At 59.0% G+C, this 18,623-nt stretch carries 15 protein-coding genes; 12 read left to right on the forward strand and 3 right to left on the reverse strand.

Features of this window, described 5'->3' with window-relative positions; translation table 11 throughout:
* Positions 1-185: 185 nt before the first annotated feature.
* Positions 186-3,032, forward strand: coding sequence for an RNA polymerase-associated protein RapA (rapA, locus tag ACEN9A_RS23245; protein WP_258670949.1), 2,847 nt, complete (start codon positions 186-188; stop codon positions 3,030-3,032).
* A gap of 191 nt (positions 3,033-3,223) precedes the next feature.
* On the opposite strand, the gene ACEN9A_RS23250 is transcribed toward rapA, so the two are convergent.
* Complete coding sequence (locus ACEN9A_RS23250) at positions 3,224-4,594, reverse strand: spinster family MFS transporter (protein ID WP_258674212.1); 1,371 nt, start codon at positions 4,592-4,594, stop codon at positions 3,224-3,226.
* A gap of 262 nt (positions 4,595-4,856) precedes the next feature.
* Here ACEN9A_RS23250 and ACEN9A_RS23255 point away from each other — a divergent pair, with 262 nt between their 5' ends.
* Positions 4,857-5,222, forward strand: a complete 366-nt coding sequence (locus ACEN9A_RS23255; RefSeq protein WP_007935843.1) for a YkgJ family cysteine cluster protein — start codon at positions 4,857-4,859, stop codon at positions 5,220-5,222.
* A gap of 148 nt (positions 5,223-5,370) precedes the next feature.
* The gene (locus ACEN9A_RS23260; RefSeq protein ID WP_258670952.1) at positions 5,371-7,647 is read left to right on the forward strand and encodes a putative bifunctional diguanylate cyclase/phosphodiesterase; all 2,277 of its coding nucleotides are present in this window, start codon (positions 5,371-5,373) and stop codon (positions 7,645-7,647) included.
* Here ACEN9A_RS23260 and ACEN9A_RS23265 read toward each other — a convergent pair.
* Positions 7,538-8,434, reverse strand: a complete 897-nt coding sequence (locus ACEN9A_RS23265; RefSeq protein WP_258670955.1) for an NAD(P)-dependent oxidoreductase — start codon at positions 8,432-8,434, stop codon at positions 7,538-7,540. The two genes, ACEN9A_RS23260 and ACEN9A_RS23265, sit on opposite strands and share 110 nt — an antisense overlap.
* A gap of 197 nt (positions 8,435-8,631) precedes the next feature.
* Between ACEN9A_RS23265 and ACEN9A_RS23270 the strand changes: the two genes are divergently transcribed.
* The gene (locus tag ACEN9A_RS23270; protein WP_019647896.1) at positions 8,632-10,830 is read left to right on the forward strand and encodes a hypothetical protein; all 2,199 of its coding nucleotides are present in this window, start codon (positions 8,632-8,634) and stop codon (positions 10,828-10,830) included.
* A gap of 289 nt (positions 10,831-11,119) precedes the next feature.
* Here the strand turns inward: ACEN9A_RS23270 and ACEN9A_RS23275 are convergent, their stop codons facing one another.
* Positions 11,120-11,425: a DUF2288 domain-containing protein gene (locus ACEN9A_RS23275; RefSeq protein ID WP_309475245.1), complete on the reverse strand. Its 306-nt coding sequence runs from the start codon at positions 11,423-11,425 to the stop codon at positions 11,120-11,122.
* Positions 11,426-11,775: 350 nt separating this feature from the next.
* Between ACEN9A_RS23275 and ACEN9A_RS23280 the strand changes: the two genes are divergently transcribed.
* From ACEN9A_RS23280 to ACEN9A_RS23315, 8 genes are all read left to right on the forward strand, one after another.
* Complete coding sequence (locus ACEN9A_RS23280; protein WP_019580926.1) at positions 11,776-12,903, forward strand: branched-chain amino acid ABC transporter substrate-binding protein; 1,128 nt, start codon at positions 11,776-11,778, stop codon at positions 12,901-12,903.
* A 227-nt stretch (positions 12,904-13,130) separates the two neighbouring features.
* Positions 13,131-14,054: a high-affinity branched-chain amino acid ABC transporter permease LivH gene (gene livH / locus ACEN9A_RS23285; protein WP_007935857.1), complete on the forward strand. Its 924-nt coding sequence runs from the start codon at positions 13,131-13,133 to the stop codon at positions 14,052-14,054.
* The gene (locus ACEN9A_RS23290) at positions 14,051-15,307 is read left to right on the forward strand and encodes a high-affinity branched-chain amino acid ABC transporter permease LivM (RefSeq protein ID WP_019647894.1); all 1,257 of its coding nucleotides are present in this window, start codon (positions 14,051-14,053) and stop codon (positions 15,305-15,307) included. The genes livH and ACEN9A_RS23290 overlap by 4 nt, the downstream gene beginning before the upstream one ends.
* Complete coding sequence (livG, locus tag ACEN9A_RS23295; RefSeq protein ID WP_018926895.1) at positions 15,304-16,071, forward strand: high-affinity branched-chain amino acid ABC transporter ATP-binding protein LivG; 768 nt, start codon at positions 15,304-15,306, stop codon at positions 16,069-16,071. The genes ACEN9A_RS23290 and livG overlap by 4 nt, the downstream gene beginning before the upstream one ends.
* On the forward strand, positions 16,072-16,773 hold the full coding sequence (locus tag ACEN9A_RS23300) for an ABC transporter ATP-binding protein (RefSeq protein WP_007935860.1): 702 nt from the start codon (positions 16,072-16,074) through the stop codon (positions 16,771-16,773).
* 215 nt (positions 16,774-16,988) lie between these two features.
* Positions 16,989-17,393: an antitoxin Xre-like helix-turn-helix domain-containing protein gene (locus ACEN9A_RS23305; RefSeq protein WP_019647893.1), complete on the forward strand. Its 405-nt coding sequence runs from the start codon at positions 16,989-16,991 to the stop codon at positions 17,391-17,393.
* Entirely contained in the window at positions 17,387-18,079 is a 693-nt protein-coding gene (locus tag ACEN9A_RS23310) for an RES family NAD+ phosphorylase (protein WP_026345678.1), read from the forward strand. Before ACEN9A_RS23305 ends, ACEN9A_RS23310 begins: the two co-directional genes overlap by 7 nt.
* Before the next feature lie 216 nt (positions 18,080-18,295).
* Positions 18,296-18,601, forward strand: a complete 306-nt coding sequence (locus ACEN9A_RS23315) for a BufA1 family periplasmic bufferin-type metallophore (protein ID WP_258670963.1) — start codon at positions 18,296-18,298, stop codon at positions 18,599-18,601.
* The last annotated feature ends 22 nt before the right edge of the window (positions 18,602-18,623 follow it).

Genomic DNA, 18,623 nt, shown 5'->3' on the forward strand with positions numbered 1-18,623 from the left:
ACTTGAGCCATCGGTCGAAAACTTGTAACCCAACGCACAGACAGGAGCTGCCGAAGGCTGCGATCTTTTCAGGGCTTGAAGATCAAAAGATCGCAGCCTTCGGTAGCTCCTACTGAGTAATCCTTTGGCCCTGAAGGCTCATTCCGTTAAGATAGCCCGCTTTTTCAAGGTGGGAGTCAGGCAGCATGGCGCAGCAGTATCAACCGGGGCAACGCTGGATCAGTGACAGCGAAGCCGAGCTGGGTTTAGGCACCGTTCTGGCACAGGACGGCCGCTTGTTGACCGTGCTCTACCCGGCCACTGGCGACACTCGCCAGTACGCGCTACGGAATGCGCCCCTCACCCGCGTGCGGTTTTCGCCGGGTGACTCGATTACTCACTTCGAAGGCTGGAAACTGACCGTACAGGAAGTCGACGACATCGACGGCCTGCTGGTCTACCACGGCCTCAATGGGCAGAACGAAGTGGTCACCCTGCCGGAAACCCAGCTGTCGAACTTCATTCAGTTCCGACTGGCGAGCGACCGTCTGTTCGCCGGCCAGATCGACCCGCTGGCCTGGTTCTCCCTGCGTTATCACACCCTGGAACACACCAGCCGCCAGTTGCAGTCATCGCTCTGGGGCCTGGGCGGCGTGCGCGCGCAACCGATCGCGCACCAGTTGCACATCGCCCGTGAAGTCGCCGACCGTATCGCGCCGCGGGTTCTGCTGGCCGACGAAGTGGGCCTGGGCAAGACCATCGAAGCCGGTCTGGTGATCCATCGCCAACTGCTCTCGGGCCGCGCCAACCGAGTGCTGATCCTGGTGCCGGAAAACCTCCAGCACCAGTGGCTGGTGGAGATGCGCCGCCGCTTCAACCTGCAAGTTGCGCTGTTCGACGAAGAACGCTTCATCGAAAGCGATGCCGCCAACCCGTTCGAAGACACCCAGCTCGCCCTGGTTGCACTCGAATGGTTGGTGGAAGACGAGAAAGCCCAAGACGCGCTGTTCGCCGCCGGCTGGGATTTGCTGGTGGTCGACGAAGCGCACCACCTGGTGTGGCACGAAGACCAGGTTAGCCCTGAGTACTCCCTGGTGGAGCAACTGGCTGAAGTCATTCCCGGCGTATTGCTGCTGACCGCGACCCCGGAACAACTGGGCCAGGACAGCCACTTCGCCCGTCTGCGCCTGCTCGACCCGAACCGTTTCCATGACCTGCACGCCTTCCGCGCCGAGAGCGAAAACTATCGCCCGGTGGCCGAAGCCGTTCAGGAGCTGCTGGATAAAGGGCGCCTGTCGCCTGAAGCGCACAAGACCATTCACGGCTTCCTCGGTAACGAAGGCGAAGCTCTGCTGACCGCCGTTAACGATGGCGATACCGAAGCCAGCGCCCGTCTGGTCCGTGAACTGCTGGACCGCCATGGCACTGGCCGCGTGCTGTTCCGTAATACCCGCGCCGCCGTGCAGGGTTTCCCGGAGCGCAAACTGCACCCATACCCGCTGCCGTGCCCGGCCGAATACCTCGAACTGCCGCTGGGCGATCACATCGAGCTGTACCCGGAAGTCAGCTTCCAGTCCCAGCCGGACGCCAACGAAGAAGAACGCTGGTGGAAATTCGACCCGCGCGTCGAGTGGCTGATCGACACCCTGAAAATGCTCAAGCGCACCAAAGTGCTGGTGATCTGTGCCCACGCCGAAACAGCCATGGACCTGGAAGACGCCCTGCGCGTGCGTTCCGGTATTCCGGCCACGGTGTTCCACGAAGGCATGAACATCCTTGAGCGTGACCGCGCCGCCGCCTACTTCGCGGACGAAGAATTCGGCGCCCAGGTGCTGATCTGCTCGGAAATCGGCAGTGAAGGCCGTAACTTCCAGTTCTCGCACCATCTGGTGCTGTTCGACCTGCCTTCGCACCCGGACCTGCTGGAGCAACGTATCGGTCGTCTCGACCGGATCGGCCAGAAGCACGTCATCGAACTGCACGTGCCGTACCTGGAAACCAGCCCGCAAGAGCGGCTGTTCCAGTGGTACCACGAAGCGCTGAACGCATTCCTCAACACCTGCCCGACCGGCAACGCCTTGCAGCATCAGTTCGGCCCGCGCCTGCTGCCGCTGCTGGAAGAGACCGACGATGGCGAATGGAAAGCGCTGATTGACGAGGCCCGCGCCGAGCGCGAGCGTCTGGAAGACGAACTGCACACCGGTCGCGACCGCTTGCTGGAACTCAACTCCGGCGGAGCGGGTGAAGGCGATGCGCTGGTCGAAGACATCCTTGAACAGGACGATCAGTTCGCCCTGCCGATCTACATGGAAACCCTGTTCGACGCCTTCGGCATCGACAGCGAAGACCATTCGGAAAATGCGCTGATCCTCAAGCCCAGCGAAAAAATGCTCGACGCCAGCTTCCCGCTGGGCGACGACGAAGGCGTGACCATCACCTACGACCGCAACCAGGCGCTGTCTCGTGAAGACATGCAGTTCATCACCTGGGAACACCCGATGGTTCAGGGCGGCATGGACCTGGTGTTGTCCGGCTCGATGGGCAACACCGCCGTGGCGCTGATCAAGAACAAGGCGCTGAAACCGGGCACCGTGTTGCTGGAACTGCTCTACGTCAGCGAAGTGGTTGCCCCGCGTTCGCTGCAACTGGGCCGTTACCTGCCGCCGGCCGCCCTGCGCTGCCTGCTCGACGCCAATGGCAATGACCTGTCGGCCCGGGTGTCGTTCGAAACCCTGAACGATCAACTGGAAAGCGTGCCCCGCGCCAGCGCCAACAAGTTCATCCAGGCCCAGCGCGACCAGCTGACGCCACGGATCAACGCCGGCGAAGAGAAGATCACCCCGCGTCACGCCGAGCGCGTGGCCGAGGCACAACGTCGCCTGGCGGCCGATACCGACGAAGAACTGGCGCGCCTGACCGCCTTGCAAGCGGTCAACCCGACCGTGCGCGACAGCGAACTGGTTGCCCTGCGCAAGCAGCGCGAGCAAGGCCTGGCCATGCTCGACAAAGCGGCATTGCGACTGGAAGCGATTCGGGTGTTGGTAGCGGGCTAAACCGCCCTGCTCCATCGCCAAAAATGAAAAGGCCCGCAGCGATGCGGGCCTTTTTGCTTTCTGAGGATCTGTGGTGAAACAACCGCCGCCAAGATCGCAGCCTTCGGCAACTCCTACAGGGGCCGCGCCGATCACGATGCCCTTGTAGGAGCTGCCGAAGGCTCGGGCCGCGATCGGACGATCTTTTGATCTTAAACCGCGGGCGCCGCTGCAATCCCGGGTTCAACCACCGCCACCAACCCTTCCTTCATCCGCTTGGCATCCCTGACAAAACACCGCGACGCCAAAAACAGAAACACCATGGTGAAAAACAGCGCCACCGGGATCAGGTACATCGCGTCATGCAAGCCAACTGCCTTGAACGCCTCGGTCATCTGCTCGGCACCCGCCGAGAGCATCGCGGTATGGGCGAAGTGATCGGACAGACCGCCCACCACCACCGGCCCCAAACCACCGCCCAACAGATACAACCCGGCAAAGAACAACGCCATCGCCGTCGCCCGCAGGCGTGGTTCGACCACGTCCTGGATCGCCGTGTACACGCAGGTGTAGAAGTTGTAGGCGAACAACCACCCCAGGCTGAACACCGCGACAAATACCCCGATCTCGATCCGCCCGGCATGCAGCGCCCAAGCCGTGCACAACGTCGAAATGATCAGGCTGAACGCGGCGAACAGCAGTCGCCCGTTGGCCACCCGCTGGTGAATCTTGTCGGCAATCCATCCGCCTAATGTCAGGCCGAACAACCCGGTCACTCCGACGATCAGCCCGGTCGCCACCGCCGCGTCCTGTAACGACATCAGAAAATAACGCTGCAGCATCGGCACCAGAAACGAGTTGCAGGCATAGGTGGCGAAGTTGAAACAAAGCCCCGCCATCACCAGCCACAGAAAAGTCGGCACCGCCAGCACTCGACGGATCGGCCGGTCCACGCGCTCCTGTGAAACCTGCACGCTTTCCGCCGCGCCACGTTTCGGCTCTTTGATGAAGAACATGAAGACCGCCAGGATCAACCCCGGCACCGCCGCGATAAAGAACGGCGCACGCCAGCTGTCGAACGCCTTCACCATCGCACCAATGGTGAAGAACGCCAGCAACAGGCCCAGCGGCAAGCCGAGCATGAAAATGCCCATGGCCCGCGCCCGACGATGCGCCGGGAACAAGTCGCCGATCAGCGAGTTGGCAGCCGGCGCGTAACTGGCTTCACCGATGCCGATGCCCATCCGCACGATCAGGAAACTCCAGAAACTGCCCACCAACCCGTTGACCGCGGTCAGCCCGCTCCATGCCGCCAGGCCCCAGCCCATCAGTTTGCTGCGCGAGCCAGTATCGGCCAATCGCCCCAGAGGCAGGCCGGCAATGGCGTAGACGATGGTGAATGCAGTCCCGATGATCCCCAGCTGAAAGTCGCTGAGGTGCCATTCCATGCGGATCGGCTCGATGATGATCGCCGGAATGGTGCGATCGAAGAAGTTGAACAGGTTGGCCAGGAACAACAGGAACAGAATGCGCCAGGCATTCGCCGCTTGGGTCGAGTTCTGCATGGGTCCGTCTCTTTTTATTGTTGTTGGGGCCGTCACTGTCCCCGGAACCTCCAATCTAGTCAGGCCCGTCAGGGCTGTCTGTCATTATTCGCAAGGCTGATATCAGCCCATGGCGCCACGCATAACCTGTGGGATCAGTGCTGTCAGGAAGCCAGTTTTTTCACCATCAGTCGCAGGCTGGAAAAATACCTCTGCGCCCCCCTTCCCAACGGCATGGCGAAGCCTAGAATAGCGGCCTTGTCTGCCCACCCCGTTCCCATTCCTCCTTTGATCATTGCCCATGTCCGAAGCCAGTCCGTGTCTGAATTGCGGTGCCTGCTGTTCTCATTTCCGCGTATCTTTTTTCTGGGGTGAATGCACCTCGGCCGGGGGCACGGTGCCTGACGAACTGGTCGCATCCATCAGCCCCAGCCGGGTGGCCATGCTGGGCACAGACTGCAAACCTGTTCGCTGTGTCGGTCTGGTGGGTGAAGTGGGCAGCACCGTGCAGTGCTCGATTTACGATCAGCGTTCCAGCACTTGTCGGGAGTTCGACGCCTCTTGGGCCAATGGCGAGGCGAACGTGGATTGCGATGCGGCACGGGCCGCGTTCGGGCTACCCGCCCTGCAACCTGAATTCGAAACGCCTTTTGAGCAGATCGCCTAAGGCTTGGCAACGACCGCAATCAAGCCATTCGAAAAATATTTGACATCATTGCGCTATCATCCCTTGCGCTCCGTGTAAGCCCTCTATACTGCCAGCATTCGCCAGCGCGCATGACGCAGGCCAAGATGACTCACAGACGGGACATGCTATGGAGTGGCTTGGTTTGCATTTCATGACCGGGCTGCCGGAAAGCGGGCAGGTCATACTCAATTGCACCCATAACCCGTTTCTGGTGTTGCTGGCCTATCTGGTCGCCTGCACGGCCGGTTTCGCCACGCTGGACATGACCGAGCGGGTGGGTCATGTGGAAAAGTCCGCCTCTCAACGACTCTGGCGCTGGGTCGGCGCCGGGTGTCTGGCGGGCGGTATCTGGTCCATGCACTTCATCAGCATGCTGGCGTTCCAGGTGCCGATCGAAATCCATTACCACCTGCCCACCACCCTGATCTCGCTGTTGTTCGCCCTGACCGCCTCGTGGCTGGCCATGTACACCCTGAGCCATCCCCAACTGAATTTCTGGCAATACCTGCGGGCCGCGGTGTGGATCGGCCTGGGCATCGCGACCATGCACTATGTGGGCATGGCCGCACTGCGATCGAATGCGCTGGTCTATTACCAACCCGCCCTGTTCGTGCTCTCCGTGGTGATCGCCATCGGTGCCAGTCTGGCTGCCCTGTTGATTTCCAGTCACTTGCGCGATGACACCGGTGCGTATCATCTACTGTTCAAATACACCGCCAGCCTGGTGCTCGGGGCCGGCATCGTCAGCATGCATTTCACCGGCATGGCATCGCTCAACCTGGTGCTGCCCGATGACAGCCTTCAACCGCTGCCCGGCGACAACAATCACCTGCAACTGGGGCTGACAGTGGCAGTGATGGCGCTGTTGATCATCGGCAGCAGCATCAGTGCCGCACTGGCGGACAAGAAGCTGCAACACAAGGAGTCCGACCTGCAGCGGGTCAACGCCCTGCTCGGTCAACTGGATCAGGCACGCATGTCGCTGCAACAGGTGGCGCATTACGACCCCTTGACCAACCTGCTCAACCGCCGGGGCTTCAACCAGCTCTTCGCCGAAAAACTCATCGAAAAAACCAACGAAGGCGGCATGCTCGCGGTGATATTCCTCGACATCGATCACTTCAAGCGGATCAACGACAGCCTTGGCCATGACGCCGGCGACGAATTGCTCAAAGTCCTCGCCAGCCATATCAAGGCTTCGGTGCGCAGCCACGAAGACGTGGTGGCGCGTTTCGGAGGCGACGAATTCTGCCTCCTCATCAACTTGTACGACCGTGAAGAAGCGCGGCACATGGCCCAGCGCATCATGCTGAAAATGAAGGACCCCATCGAGTTGTCCGGACGGCGCATGGTCATGACCACCAGCATCGGCATCAGCCTGTTTCCGGAAGACGGCAAAACCTGCGAAGAACTGCTGAAGAACGCTGACCTGGCGCTGTATCAGTCCAAGGGCAGCGGTCGTAACGGGTTGCACTTTTTCAGTTCAAACCTGAAAGCCCGCGCCACCCTGGAGTTGCAACTCGAAGAAGAACTGCGTCACGCCCTGCGCGAAGACTCCGGGTTGATGCTGTATTACCAGCCGATCTATGACCTGAGAATCGGCCGAGTCAGCAAACTTGAAGCGCTGGTCCGCTGGCAACACCCGGTTCACGGATTGTTGACGCCGGACAGGTTCATCGCCATCGCCGAGGCCAACGGCCTGATCGCCGAACTGGACAATTGGGTATTGCGCAAAGCCTGTGCAGACCTGGGCGAACTGTCCCGCCACGATTGCGAAGACCTCAAGATCGCAGTGAATTGCTCGCCCCTGAACCTGGCGCGAGAAGAACTGGCCGATGAAATCGAACACGCCCTGCGCATCTACGGGGTGACGCCCCAGCGACTGGAGCTGGAGGTGACCGAGAATGCATTGATGGGCAATATTTCCAACACCCTGGTGTTGCTGCGGCAGATTCGCGCCCTTGGTGTTTCGTTGTCGATCGACGACTTCGGCACCGGCTATTCATCCCTGGCCTACCTCAGGCGCCTGCCATTAAACACGCTGAAGATCGACCGCTCGTTCATTCAGGACATTCCCATGGCCACCCAGGACATGGAAATCGTCCAGGCCATTATCGTCATGGCCCATACCCTGCATTTGCAGGTCGTCACCGAAGGTGTCGAGACCCTCGAGCAATACGACTTTCTCCAACGCCACGGCTGCGATTTCGTCCAGGGCTACCTGCTTAGCCATCCGGTGCCGCTGGCCGAGTTGCGGCCGGTGCTGGCCGAAATCAACCAGCACACGCATGCCGTCAATCCGTTGAGTCTGGCTCACGGTACAACTGCACTAACGTCGAGGGATCCTTTTCCAGGAACCCCTGCCCCCCATGGAGGCGCATCAGTTGTGCGGCCAATCCGCTGATCGGCGTGGCCGAACCCCGTTCGCGGGAAAACTTCACGGCGGTATCGAGATCCTTAAGCAGCGTGCGTACGTGCCATTTCACGGGTTCGAAACGACTTTCGGCCATTTGCGGCGCGAGAATCTGCAACGGTTTTGAATCAGCGAAACCACCGGCCAGCGCCTCGGCAATCAGGCTGGCATCGACCCCGGAGCGCTCGGCCAGGGCCACCACTTCAGCAATGACCAAGGCATTGCAGGCGACGATCATCTGATTGCAGGCCTTGGTCACCTGCCCCGCGCCGACCGCACCCATGTGGGTCACGCGCTGGCCAAGGGTCAGCAACACCGGCCGCACGCGCGCAAGGTCTGCCGCCTCGCCACCGACCATGATCGCCAGGCTGCCGGCCTCGGCGCCGACCACCCCGCCGGACACTGGCGCATCGAGCCAACCCATCCCGGTTTTATTGGCCAGTGCTGTGGCCATTTCCCGCGTTGCGGTGGGCTCCAGGCTGGAAAAATCCACCAGCAACTGGCCGCTTTTCGCCCCCTCGGCAACGCCAGCCGCGCCAAACACCACCTCACGAACCACCGCGGTATCGGCCAGGCACAACATCACCACGTCGGCGTGCTGACACAGCTCGGCCGGTGTCGCCACTTGCCGCGCACCAGCCTCGACCAGCGCTGCACACTTGGCCGGGTTGCGGTTCCACACCGTCAGTGGATAACCAGCCGCCAACAGGCGTCGGCACATCGGCAAACCCATCAGGCCGATTCCGGCGAACCCCAGCGCAGGCAACGTTGCCATCATTTAGCCTCCCTTTGATTAAAGATCATCGAATATTGGCCGATTCATCATGGTTAAGGAAAGGATTCCCCCGAGCGATGTTCAGGCCAAGGCCCTGACGCTTGGGCCACATTCGCGCTAAAAAAAGACGCGAGATCCCATTCCGTGATGACTCGATGACACTTGTCGCCGAGCCGACCAGTCCAGGTATATGGCGCACAATGACTTCTAAAAACAATCCGGCCACCGCGGTATCCGACCTGACCCTGAGCCCCGCGGCGAACAGCCCCTCATCGTCGAAGCCATTGCCCCCGTCGCGTCCGCTGTCGACTCAGCAATACCTGTACTTCACCGAAACCAATACCGACCGCATCCTCGACAACCTCGACGGCCTGCGCGACCTGGTGTTCCCGCGCCCGCCCCATCTGGAAGGCGACAACGAACAGCACAACGACCAGGAATTCCCCTCGGTGTGCCTGATCGGCCTGGGCCGCTGCGGTTCGAACATCGCGCTGGACGTGGCGGAGCTGGTGTACAACGCCCGCAAGTTCTACCTCAACGAATTCAACAACGAAGACCGTCTGTCGCCGGATAAACGCTACGCCGAAAAGGGCTACAGCCCGGCGCAGTGGATTCGCAACAACCTGCGCCTGGGGCCGAACAAGGCCACCAAACCGGTGTTCCTGGTGGAACCGCTGGTGATGCTCGGCGACCTGGACAAGGACATCGCCGGTCGCATCCGTTTCTCGCGCAAGGGCGAAAAAAGCGGCTTTTTGCGCGACTACAGCAAAATGAAAATCATGGACTTGTCGGAAGTCCACGCTGGTGGCGCCGGTAACGCGCCGATCCTCGGCCAGTACCTGGCCAAGATCATCCTGAACAAGGACACCCAGCGCTTCTCCAGCCCCGACTGGAAGATGATTCACTCGTACCTGATCGACAGCTGCGGGATCAAGGCCAACCAGTCGCGCCTGTACTTCTCGATCTTCAGTGCCGGTGGCGGTACCGGTTCGGGCATGGCCTCGGAATTCGGCCTGGCCCAGCAGCACTCGTACATGAACAAGACGTTCGACACCAAGCCGATGGACGAACACGACGGCAAGAGCGGCCATTCCTTCGTCTTCGAGCCGATCTTCACCAGCGGTATCTGCGTACTGCCGAACATTTCCGATCACCGCAGTGAAATGTCCGAAGCGCTGCACATCAACGCCGGTCGCCTGCTGTGCAAATACCTGTCGGAAGAATGGGACTTCTCATACAACTTCGCCAACGAAGACAGCAGCGAAGCCAGCGTCATGGGCCGTATCCGCCCATGGAACGCGATGATGCTGATCTCCAACGACATCATGCGTTATGCCGAAGAAAGCGATGACGGCAACATCCAGAACATCGACGTCAACGCGATGGAAAAGCACGCCAACCAGTACATCTCACAGCAGATCTTCAACATTCTGACAGCGCAGGCGGTGACCACCGACTACGACCAGAACTATTTCCGTCGTGCCGGCATCGACATCGGCGAAACCATTCGCCTGGACGCCAACGACCTGTTCATGAGCCTGGCCGGCCCGGTGGCCATTGCCTACGCCGAGTCCGTGGTGCCGGAAACGCCGCCGCCAAGCAGCGACAAGTTCAAGGTGTTCGACAAAGAGCCGCAGCGCCTGAACATCGACGACCTGTTCTTCCGCTCCATCGACCTGCCGCACTTCAACAAAGTCACCCAGGCAATCGAAGGCATCAGCCTGTTGCCAATCGAGTCCAAGCGCTACCGCGCCTCGCTCGAGCAGTACAAGAATTCGGGCTATGACGCGGCCGCTCTGCACGACCTGCACTTCTTCAAGAATTGCTCGTCGGTGGTATCGATCGTCTCCCTGCCGAAAGACTACAAGCTGTCCTACATGGACCTGAACCGGTTGAAGACCCACCTCAACAGCCTGTTCCCCAACACCACGCTCAAGCGTTATGCACTGGTGATCGGCGCCTCGGCCAACCTGTCGCTGACCACCCTGATCGCCAAGAGCCCGTGCCTGTCGGACGACTTCCTGACGCTGATCGTGGCGTTCATCAAGCGTTGCTTCGCAAAAAATCCGTATCGCTTCGACGAAACGCTGGATAACTCGATCCTGGACTTCATCATCCATGAAGACTTCGACGAAGACCGGATCGACGACCTGCTCAACGAATTCGAAAACCCGGCGAAGATCCTCGACACCAACTGGTACGCGATCAAACCGATGTACGAGAAGAAGTACCGCGAGCTGATCAACGACAAGGACAAGTTCGTCTCGATCAATGACATTCGTTTGTCGCGCGATTGCGTGAAGAAGGCGATCAAGTACCTACGCGAGATCTACCGTCACCGGATTGGCAAGACCAAGGTTATTTCGCTGAATAACCATACGGGCAAGACGGCTTATTGAGGTCGAGCCTTTAAAGATCGCAGCCTTCGGCAGCTCCTACGGAGTGTACGCAATTCCTCTGTAGGAGCTGCCGCAGGCTGCGATCTTTTGATCTGATTTTTTGATCTTTTTTTTCCAACACCCAGAAACAATTGAGCAGCCCATCGGCTGCTCAATAAACTGTTCCCGTTACGTTTACGTCACCGTTATACCGGCCTTTCTGTGGCCTTTCTCCACGGCAACGTGCCATCACGCTACTCGGCTACACACTTTTGCCCGACAAAACCAAGCACCATATCGGTGCGAGCATTCAAGCCGTCGCCCTTTCCTGGATCATAATCCACGGCGAAACAACCACGGCCCACAGCTCCGGATCACGCTCGAAAATATCCAGCGCCCGCGTTTCAGACAGCTTGGCGACCTTGTCGGCGGCCAGCCAGGCAGCGACTTTCTCGCCTTCATCCGTCGCTACGGCCTCCGCCACCGCGATCAAATCCAGACCAGGATCGACCCACAATAGGGCACCCTTGGCAAAGAACGGCTCCAACTCTTTCCAGGTAATAGATGCGGTTTCACCAAGCAGCTTGGCATAGAGGGTGCTAGGTTCTTGAGTCATGGGTTGCTGTCCGCAAAAGAAATCGATGTGAATGATAACGTCGGTATTGCGCCAGAAAAACCCGGATGCAATTGCGTCACCGATTGAAAAACCCGGGAAAGCCAGGGAATGCTGTCGCTTCAAGTATTAGCCAGCTAACATCCTGCCGCGATTCTGTCTTTTTCTTTCAACAAAGCGACACCCTCAGGGTTTGCCCCCTGGCGCCAGCTTCCCAGGCTAACAATCGGCGCTCTACACTGTACCGGTACAGTTGCCGGGGGCATTTTCCGGAGGATATCGACGATATCTGACCCGGTTCTGCTGCTACGGCGCCAGGACTATAAAAACTACAACAGCAAGAGTGGAGCACTATGACTAAGGCTACTAAGCAGATTTCCAAACTGTTTGCCGCTATGGTTCTGGCCGGGGTTGCCAGCCATTCGTTCGCCGCCGACACCATCAAGATCGGCATCGCCGGCCCTAAAACCGGCCCGGTCACTCAATACGGCGACATGCAGTTCATCGGCGCCAAGATGGCCATCGAGCAGATCAACGCCAAAGGCGGCGTCGACGGCAAGATGCTCGAAGCCAAGGAATACGACGACGCGTGCGACCCTAAACAAGCCGTGGCCGTCGCCAACAAAGTGGTCAACGATGGTGTGAAATTCGTTGTCGGCCACCTGTGCTCCAGCTCCACCCAGCCAGCTTCGGACATCTACGAAGACGAAGGCGTGATCATGATCACCCCGGCCGCCACCAACCCGGACATCACCACCCGTGGTTACAAGCTGGTGTTCCGTACCATCGGCCTGGACAGCGCCCAGGGCCCTGCCGCCGGCAACTACATCGCCGATCACGTGAAACCGAAGATCGTTGCTGTGCTGCACGACAAACAGCAATACGGTGAAGGCATCGCCACCGCCGTGAAACAGACCCTTGAGAAGAAAGGCGTCAAGGTTGCCGTGTTCGAAGGCCTGAACGCCGGTGACAAGGACTTCTCCTCGATCATCCAGAAGCTCAAGCAAGCCAACGTCGACTTCGTCTACTACGGCGGCTACCACCCGGAGCTGGGCCTGATCCTGCGCCAGTCCCAGGAAAAAGGTCTGAAAGCCAAGTTCATGGGGCCTGAAGGCGTCGGCAACGACTCCATCTCGCAAATTGCCCAGAATGCTTCCGAAGGCCTGTTGGTCACCCTGCCGAAATCCTTCGACCAGGACCCGGCCAACAAAGCACTGGTACAAGCCTTTGCCGACAAGAAGCAGGACCCAAGCGGTCCGTTCGTGTTCCCGGCCTACTCGGCTGTCGAAGTGATTGCCGAAGGTATCAAGGCTGCCAAGAGCGAAGACACCGCCAAGGTGGCTGAAGCCATTCACAAAGGCACCTTCAAGACCCCGACCGGTGATCTGTCGTTCGACAGCAAGGGCGACCTGAAAGACTTCAAATTCGTGGTCTATGAGTGGCACTTCGGCAAACCAAAAACCGAAGTTTCCCCTCAGTAAGCTAGCTCCATGATTAATAAAGCCCACTGCGCAAGCAGTGGGCTTTGTTTTACGAGATTAATGAGTCAGAGTCCCGCGATCCGGGAGTTGGCTTACCTGAAAATCTTAAAACCGTCACCAGCGGTTCGCTGGCAAACGCTCGTGCGAAGGTGGCCACAGACCACACAGCCCGGGCCGGAACATGACTCCACCAGTGAAATGCGTATCAGGTTTTTAGGAGCGCTGTAATGCCTGAGATCTATCACTTCTTCCAACAGCTGGTTAATGGGATGACCATTGGCAGCACCTATGCCCTTATAGCCATTGGCTACACAATGGTTTACGGCATTATTGGAATGATTAACTTCGCCCATGGCGAGGTCTACATGATCGGTTCCTACGTGGCCTTCATTGTCCTTGCCGGACTGGCCATGCTGGGTATCCATTCTCTGCCGTTGTTGATGACCGCCGCTTTCCTGGCGACCATCGTAGTGACCAGTGCCTACGGCTACAGTATCGAACGGATCGCCTACCGCCCTCTGCGGGGCAGTAACCGTCTGATCCCGCTGATCTCGGCCATCGGCATGTCGATATTCCTGCAGAACTCCGTACTGCTCTCGCAGGACTCCAAGGACAAATCGATCCCCAACCTGATTCCGGGCAGCTTCAGCTTCGGTCCAGGCGGCGCAGAGGAAGTGCTGATCTCCTACATGCAGATCCTGGTGTTCGTGGTGACCCTGGTGGTGATGCTCTGTCTCACCCAGTTCATCTCGCGTTCACGTCTGGGACGCGCCTGTCGGGCCTGTGCCGAAGACATCAAGATGGCCAACCTGCTGGGCATCAACACCAACAACATCATCGCCCTGACCTTCGTCATCGGTGCCGCCCTGGCGGCCGTGGCGGCAGTACTGCTGAGCATGCAGTACGGCGTGATCAACCCTAACGCCGGATTCCTGGTAGGCCTCAAAGCCTTTACCGCGGCGGTACTGGGTGGCATCGGCAGCATTCCGGGCGCCATGCTCGGTGGTCTGGTGCTGGGGGTAGCCGAAGCATTCGGCGCCGATATATTCGGTGACCAGTACAAGGACGTGGTGGCTTTCGGCCTTCTGGTCCTGGTGCTGTTATTCCGGCCAACCGGCCTGCTGGGTCGTCCGGAGGTTGAGAAAGTATGACTAGGAATCTTAAACAGGCGCTGTTCAGCGCCCTGCTGGTATGGGCCGTGGCCTATCCGGTACTCGGCCTGAAACTGTCCATCGCCGGGATCAACCTCGAAGTGGAAGGCGCCAGCACCTCCACGCTGATCATCATCGCCACCTGCTCGGTGCTGATGTTCCTGCGTGTGCTGTTCGACCGCGAATACTCGGCGGCCATGAGCTCCGTGCCCAAGGGCAAACTGATCCCGGCCAGCGCGAGCCACTTCCTGACCCTGCCGACCACCCAGCGCTGGATCATCATGGCGTTGATCGTCGCGGCACTGGTGTGGCCGTTCTTCGGTTCACGCGGTGCGGTGGACATCGCCACGCTGATCCTGATCTACGTGCTGCTCGGCCTGGGCCTGAACATCGTGGTCGGTCTGGCGGGTCTGCTCGACCTCGGTTACGTCGGTTTCTACGCCGTGGGCGCCTACAGCTATGCGCTGCTGTCGCACTACTACGGCCTGAGCTTCTGGATCTGCCTGCCGATTGCCGGGCTGATGGCGGCCACTTTCGGCTTCCTGCTCGGTTTCCCGGTGCTGCGTTTGCGCGGAGACTATCTGGCGATCGTGACCCTGGGCTTCGGTGAGATCATCCGTCTGTTCCTGCGCAACCTGACGGGCCTCACCGGTGGACCGAACGGCATCAGCAACATTCCCAAACCGTCGCTGTTCGGCCTGACCTTCGAAAGAACGGCCGCCGAAGGCATGCAGACCTTCCACGAGTTCTTCGGCCTGACGTACAACCCGGTCAGCAAGGTGGTTTTCCTCTACCTGGTGGCGCTGTTGCTGGCACTGTTCGCGCTGTTCGTGATCAACCGCCTGCTGCGCATGCCGATCGGCCGTGCCTGGGAAGCCTTGCGCGAAGACGAAATCGCCTGCCGTGCCCTGGGCCTGAACCCGACCGTGATCAAGCTGTCGGCCTTCACCCTGGGTGCCTGCTTCGCCGGTTTCGCCGGTAGCTTCTTCGCCGCGCGTCAAGGGCTGGTCACACCGGAGTCGTTCACCTTCATCGAGTCGGCCACCATCCTCGCCATCGTGGTGTTGGGCGGCATGGGCTCGCAGTTGGGCGTGGTTCTCGCGGCTGTCGTGATGATCCTGTTGCCCGAACTGATGCGTGACTTCAGCGAATACCGCATGTTGATGTTCGGCGCCTTGATGGTGCTGATGATGATCTGGCGTCCTCAAGGTCTGCTGCCCATGCAACGCCCTCACATGGAGCTGCGTAAATGAGCAGAGAGATCCTGAAAGTAGATGGCCTGAGCATGCGCTTCGGCGGCCTGTTGGCGGTCAATGGCGTAGCCTTGAGCGTCAAAGAGAAACAAGTGGTATCGATGATCGGCCCCAACGGCGCCGGCAAGACCACTGTATTCAACTGCCTGACCGGGTTCTACAAACCCACCGCTGGCACTATCCAGCTCAATGGTGAAGCGATCGAAGGCCTGCCCGGCCACAAGATCGCCGGCAAAGGCGTGGTGCGGACTTTCCAGAACGTGCGGCTGTTCAAAGACATGACCGCCGTGGAAAACCTGCTGATCGCCCAGCACCGCCACCTGAACACCAACTTCCTGGCCGGTCTGTTCAAGACCCCGGCGTTTCGCCGCAGCGAACGCGAGGCCATGGAATACGCCGAGTTCTGGCTGGAAAAGGTCAACCTCAAGGAGTTCGCCAACCGTCCGGCCGGCACCCTGGCTTATGGTCAGCAGCGCCGCCTGGAAATCGCCCGCTGCATGATGACCCGTCCAAGCATCCTCATGCTCGACGAACCGGCCGCTGGCCTCAACCCGCGGGAAACCGACGACCTCAAGGCGCTGATCGGCACTCTGCGTGAAGAGCATAATGTGACGGTGCTGTTGATCGAACACGACATGAAACTGGTCATGAGCATTTCCGACCATATCTTCGTGATCAACCAGGGCACACCGTTGGCCAACGGCACGCCTGAGCAGATCCGCGACAATCCTGAAGTGATCAAAGCCTACCTGGGGGAAGCGTAAATGCTGCAGTTCGAAAACGTTTCCACCTTCTACGGCAAGATCCAGGCGCTGCACAGCGTCAACGTCGAAGTCCGCCAGGGCGAGATCGTGACCCTGATCGGCGCCAACGGTGCCGGCAAGTCGACCCTGCTGATGACCCTCTGCGGTTCGCCGCAAGCCCACAGCGGCAGCATCCGCTACATGGGCGAAGAGCTCGTCGGCCAGGACTCGTCGCACATCATGCGTAAAAGCATCGCCGTGGTTCCGGAAGGCCGTCGGGTGTTTGCCCGTCTGACCGTCGAAGAAAACCTCGCCATGGGCGGGTTCTTCACCGACAAGGGCGACTATCAGGAACAGATGGACAAGGTTCTGGGACTTTTCCCACGCCTGAAAGAACGCTTTGCCCAACGCGGCGGCACCATGTCCGGCGGCGAACAGCAAATGCTCGCCATCGGCCGCGCGCTGATGAGCAAGCCCAAGCTGTTGCTGCTCGACGAGCCATCGCTGGGCCTGGCACCGATCATCATCCAGCAGATCTTCGACATCATCGAACAGCTGCGCAAGGACGGTGTGACAGTGTTCCTGGTGGAGCAGAACGCCAACCAGGCCCTGAAAATCGCTGACCGTGCCTACGTGCTGGAAAACGGCCGGGTGGTGATGAGCGGGACCGGTGAAGCGCTGTTGACCGACCCGAAAGTGCGCGAAGCGTACCTCGGCGGTTAAGCCTTTGCGGTAAACAAAAAACGGCCTTCGGGCCGTTTTTTGTGCCTGGCACAAACCTCACCGAAGGCTGCTTCTACGGGGGGCTGTGTATCTTTAGCACAACCTGAATGATAAAGAAGAAGCCCTGTCGGAGGAGCCCCGCCTCATAAACGCCATTGATCTATAGAGTCATCTTGAATATATTTGTATCTACAGACAAACAAGAAGTGATCACCATGACAGCAACCTCCCAGGCACAAGGATTCACCAAAGACCAGTGCGTGACTGGTTTGCGAGCAGCTGTAGGCATACTCGAAAAGTGGCAGGCATCGGGCGATCAGGCCTGTCGTATCCTGCGCATTTCCCGCAGTACGTACTCACGGGCAAAACAGCGCGATCCCGATTGGTCCGTAAACCTGGATTCAGACCAGATGCAGCGCATCAGTTTTATTCTCAACATCCATGCCGCTCTGCGTCTTGTCTTTGATAACCCTGAGAACGTCTATGGTTTTCCGACGATGGCGAACGAAAACGAGTTCTTCAACGGGCGTACCCCGCTCGAAATCATGTCCCAGGGGGATATGATTTCCTTGTACGAGACGTTTCGGCGGATCGACGTGCTGCGAGGCGCACAATGGTAATGGTGAGCCAGTTGCCAGTATTGGCCGGTGAGCAGTTGCAGGCCTACCGATTGATCAATTCAAAGTTTCCGCCCATTGCGTTGTTTGACGACGTGGCGGACGCGAACGAATTTGATGTTCTGTATCAGATACAGGCCCTCACAAATCCGAGGCTGCAAAATGAGGTAGGTCGGCTTGAGCTGATACCGCGTGCGGAAATTCCCTTTGGCATCCCTGGATGCTCTTATGCGACAGCCCCTTTCACCCACGTCAACCCAACTGGCTCGCGTTTCAGCGATGGCAGTTTCGGCGTGTTGTACTTGGCTGCCTCGATGGAAACTGCTCTGGCTGAGGTACAGCATCACCAAAACCAGTATTGGTCGAATGTCCAGAGTCTCAATTACGAGAGGTTTGTTTTCCGGGGGTTATCCTGCACTTTCGTTGACGAAGCAATGAGGGATGCCGTATCCATTCCGATGCACGATCCTATCTACGATCCCGTCGACTACACGCACTCACATCGCTTGGGTAAGGCAGTCAAGGATGCAGGGGGCCTTGGCCTGCGATACAACTCCGTGCGTATGCATGGCAACTACTGCTGGGCGCTGATGACTCCCAGACCAGTCTCATCAGTCATTCAAACAGCCCACTACGAGATGATCTGGAACGGCCAGATCACTAGCGTTAATAAAATCAGCATTGCATGACTGTCTTATCGGCGCGATAGCACGAATCCGTTGTCAGTCAGCATCAATGCTAAATGTCATGACGCTATCGCGCGCCCTCCCACAGGGGATTGATGGTGTTTTGAGGATTTTTGAAAAAAATCTGCAGTCAGCTGTAACACCTCGCCCTGTCGTTTCTCTAGAGCGGTAAGCAAGCACAAACGCTTGCCAACCCAAGCTCAATTTCGGAGAAACATCATGACTGCTACCACCCGCACCCTGTCCGCCACCGCCCTGGTTCTGGCCCTTGGTTCTGCCCTGAGCATCGCCGTTGTCTCCACGGCCCATGCCGCTGACGCCAACATGGAAAAATGCTTCGGCGTGGCCATGAAAGGTCATAACGATTGCGCCGCTGGTGCTGGCACCACTTGCGCTGGCACCGCCAAAACCGACTACCAGGCCAACGCCTGGAAGCTCGTCCCCAAGGGCACCTGCGCCACCACAATGAGCAAGACCTCGCCAACCGGTTTCGGCCAGATGGAAGCCTACAAAGCCAAGTCGTAATCAGTCCCCCAGCCTGAGTGTC

This window comes from Pseudomonas sp. Pseusp18 (assembly GCF_059506005.1).

Coding starts and splice junctions, on each gene's coding strand:
- rapA (WP_258670949.1), top strand. CDS start 186: ATGGCGCAGCAGTATCAACCGGGGCAACGCTGGATCAGTGACAGCGAA.
- ACEN9A_RS23255 (WP_007935843.1), top strand. CDS start 4,857: ATGTCCGAAGCCAGTCCGTGTCTGAATTGCGGTGCCTGCTGTTCTCAT.
- ACEN9A_RS23260 (WP_258670952.1), top strand. CDS start 5,371: ATGGAGTGGCTTGGTTTGCATTTCATGACCGGGCTGCCGGAAAGCGGG.
- ACEN9A_RS23265 (WP_258670955.1), bottom strand. CDS start 8,434: ATGATGGCAACGTTGCCTGCGCTGGGGTTCGCCGGAATCGGCCTGATG.
- ACEN9A_RS23270 (WP_019647896.1), top strand. CDS start 8,632: ATGACTTCTAAAAACAATCCGGCCACCGCGGTATCCGACCTGACCCTG.
- ACEN9A_RS23275 (WP_309475245.1), bottom strand. CDS start 11,425: ATGACTCAAGAACCTAGCACCCTCTATGCCAAGCTGCTTGGTGAAACC.
- ACEN9A_RS23280 (WP_019580926.1), top strand. CDS start 11,776: ATGACTAAGGCTACTAAGCAGATTTCCAAACTGTTTGCCGCTATGGTT.
- livH (WP_007935857.1), top strand. CDS start 13,131: ATGCCTGAGATCTATCACTTCTTCCAACAGCTGGTTAATGGGATGACC.
- ACEN9A_RS23290 (WP_019647894.1), top strand. CDS start 14,051: ATGACTAGGAATCTTAAACAGGCGCTGTTCAGCGCCCTGCTGGTATGG.
- livG (WP_018926895.1), top strand. CDS start 15,304: ATGAGCAGAGAGATCCTGAAAGTAGATGGCCTGAGCATGCGCTTCGGC.
- ACEN9A_RS23300 (WP_007935860.1), top strand. CDS start 16,072: ATGCTGCAGTTCGAAAACGTTTCCACCTTCTACGGCAAGATCCAGGCG.
- ACEN9A_RS23305 (WP_019647893.1), top strand. CDS start 16,989: ATGACAGCAACCTCCCAGGCACAAGGATTCACCAAAGACCAGTGCGTG.
- ACEN9A_RS23310 (WP_026345678.1), top strand. CDS start 17,387: ATGGTAATGGTGAGCCAGTTGCCAGTATTGGCCGGTGAGCAGTTGCAG.
- ACEN9A_RS23315 (WP_258670963.1), top strand. CDS start 18,296: ATGACTGCTACCACCCGCACCCTGTCCGCCACCGCCCTGGTTCTGGCC.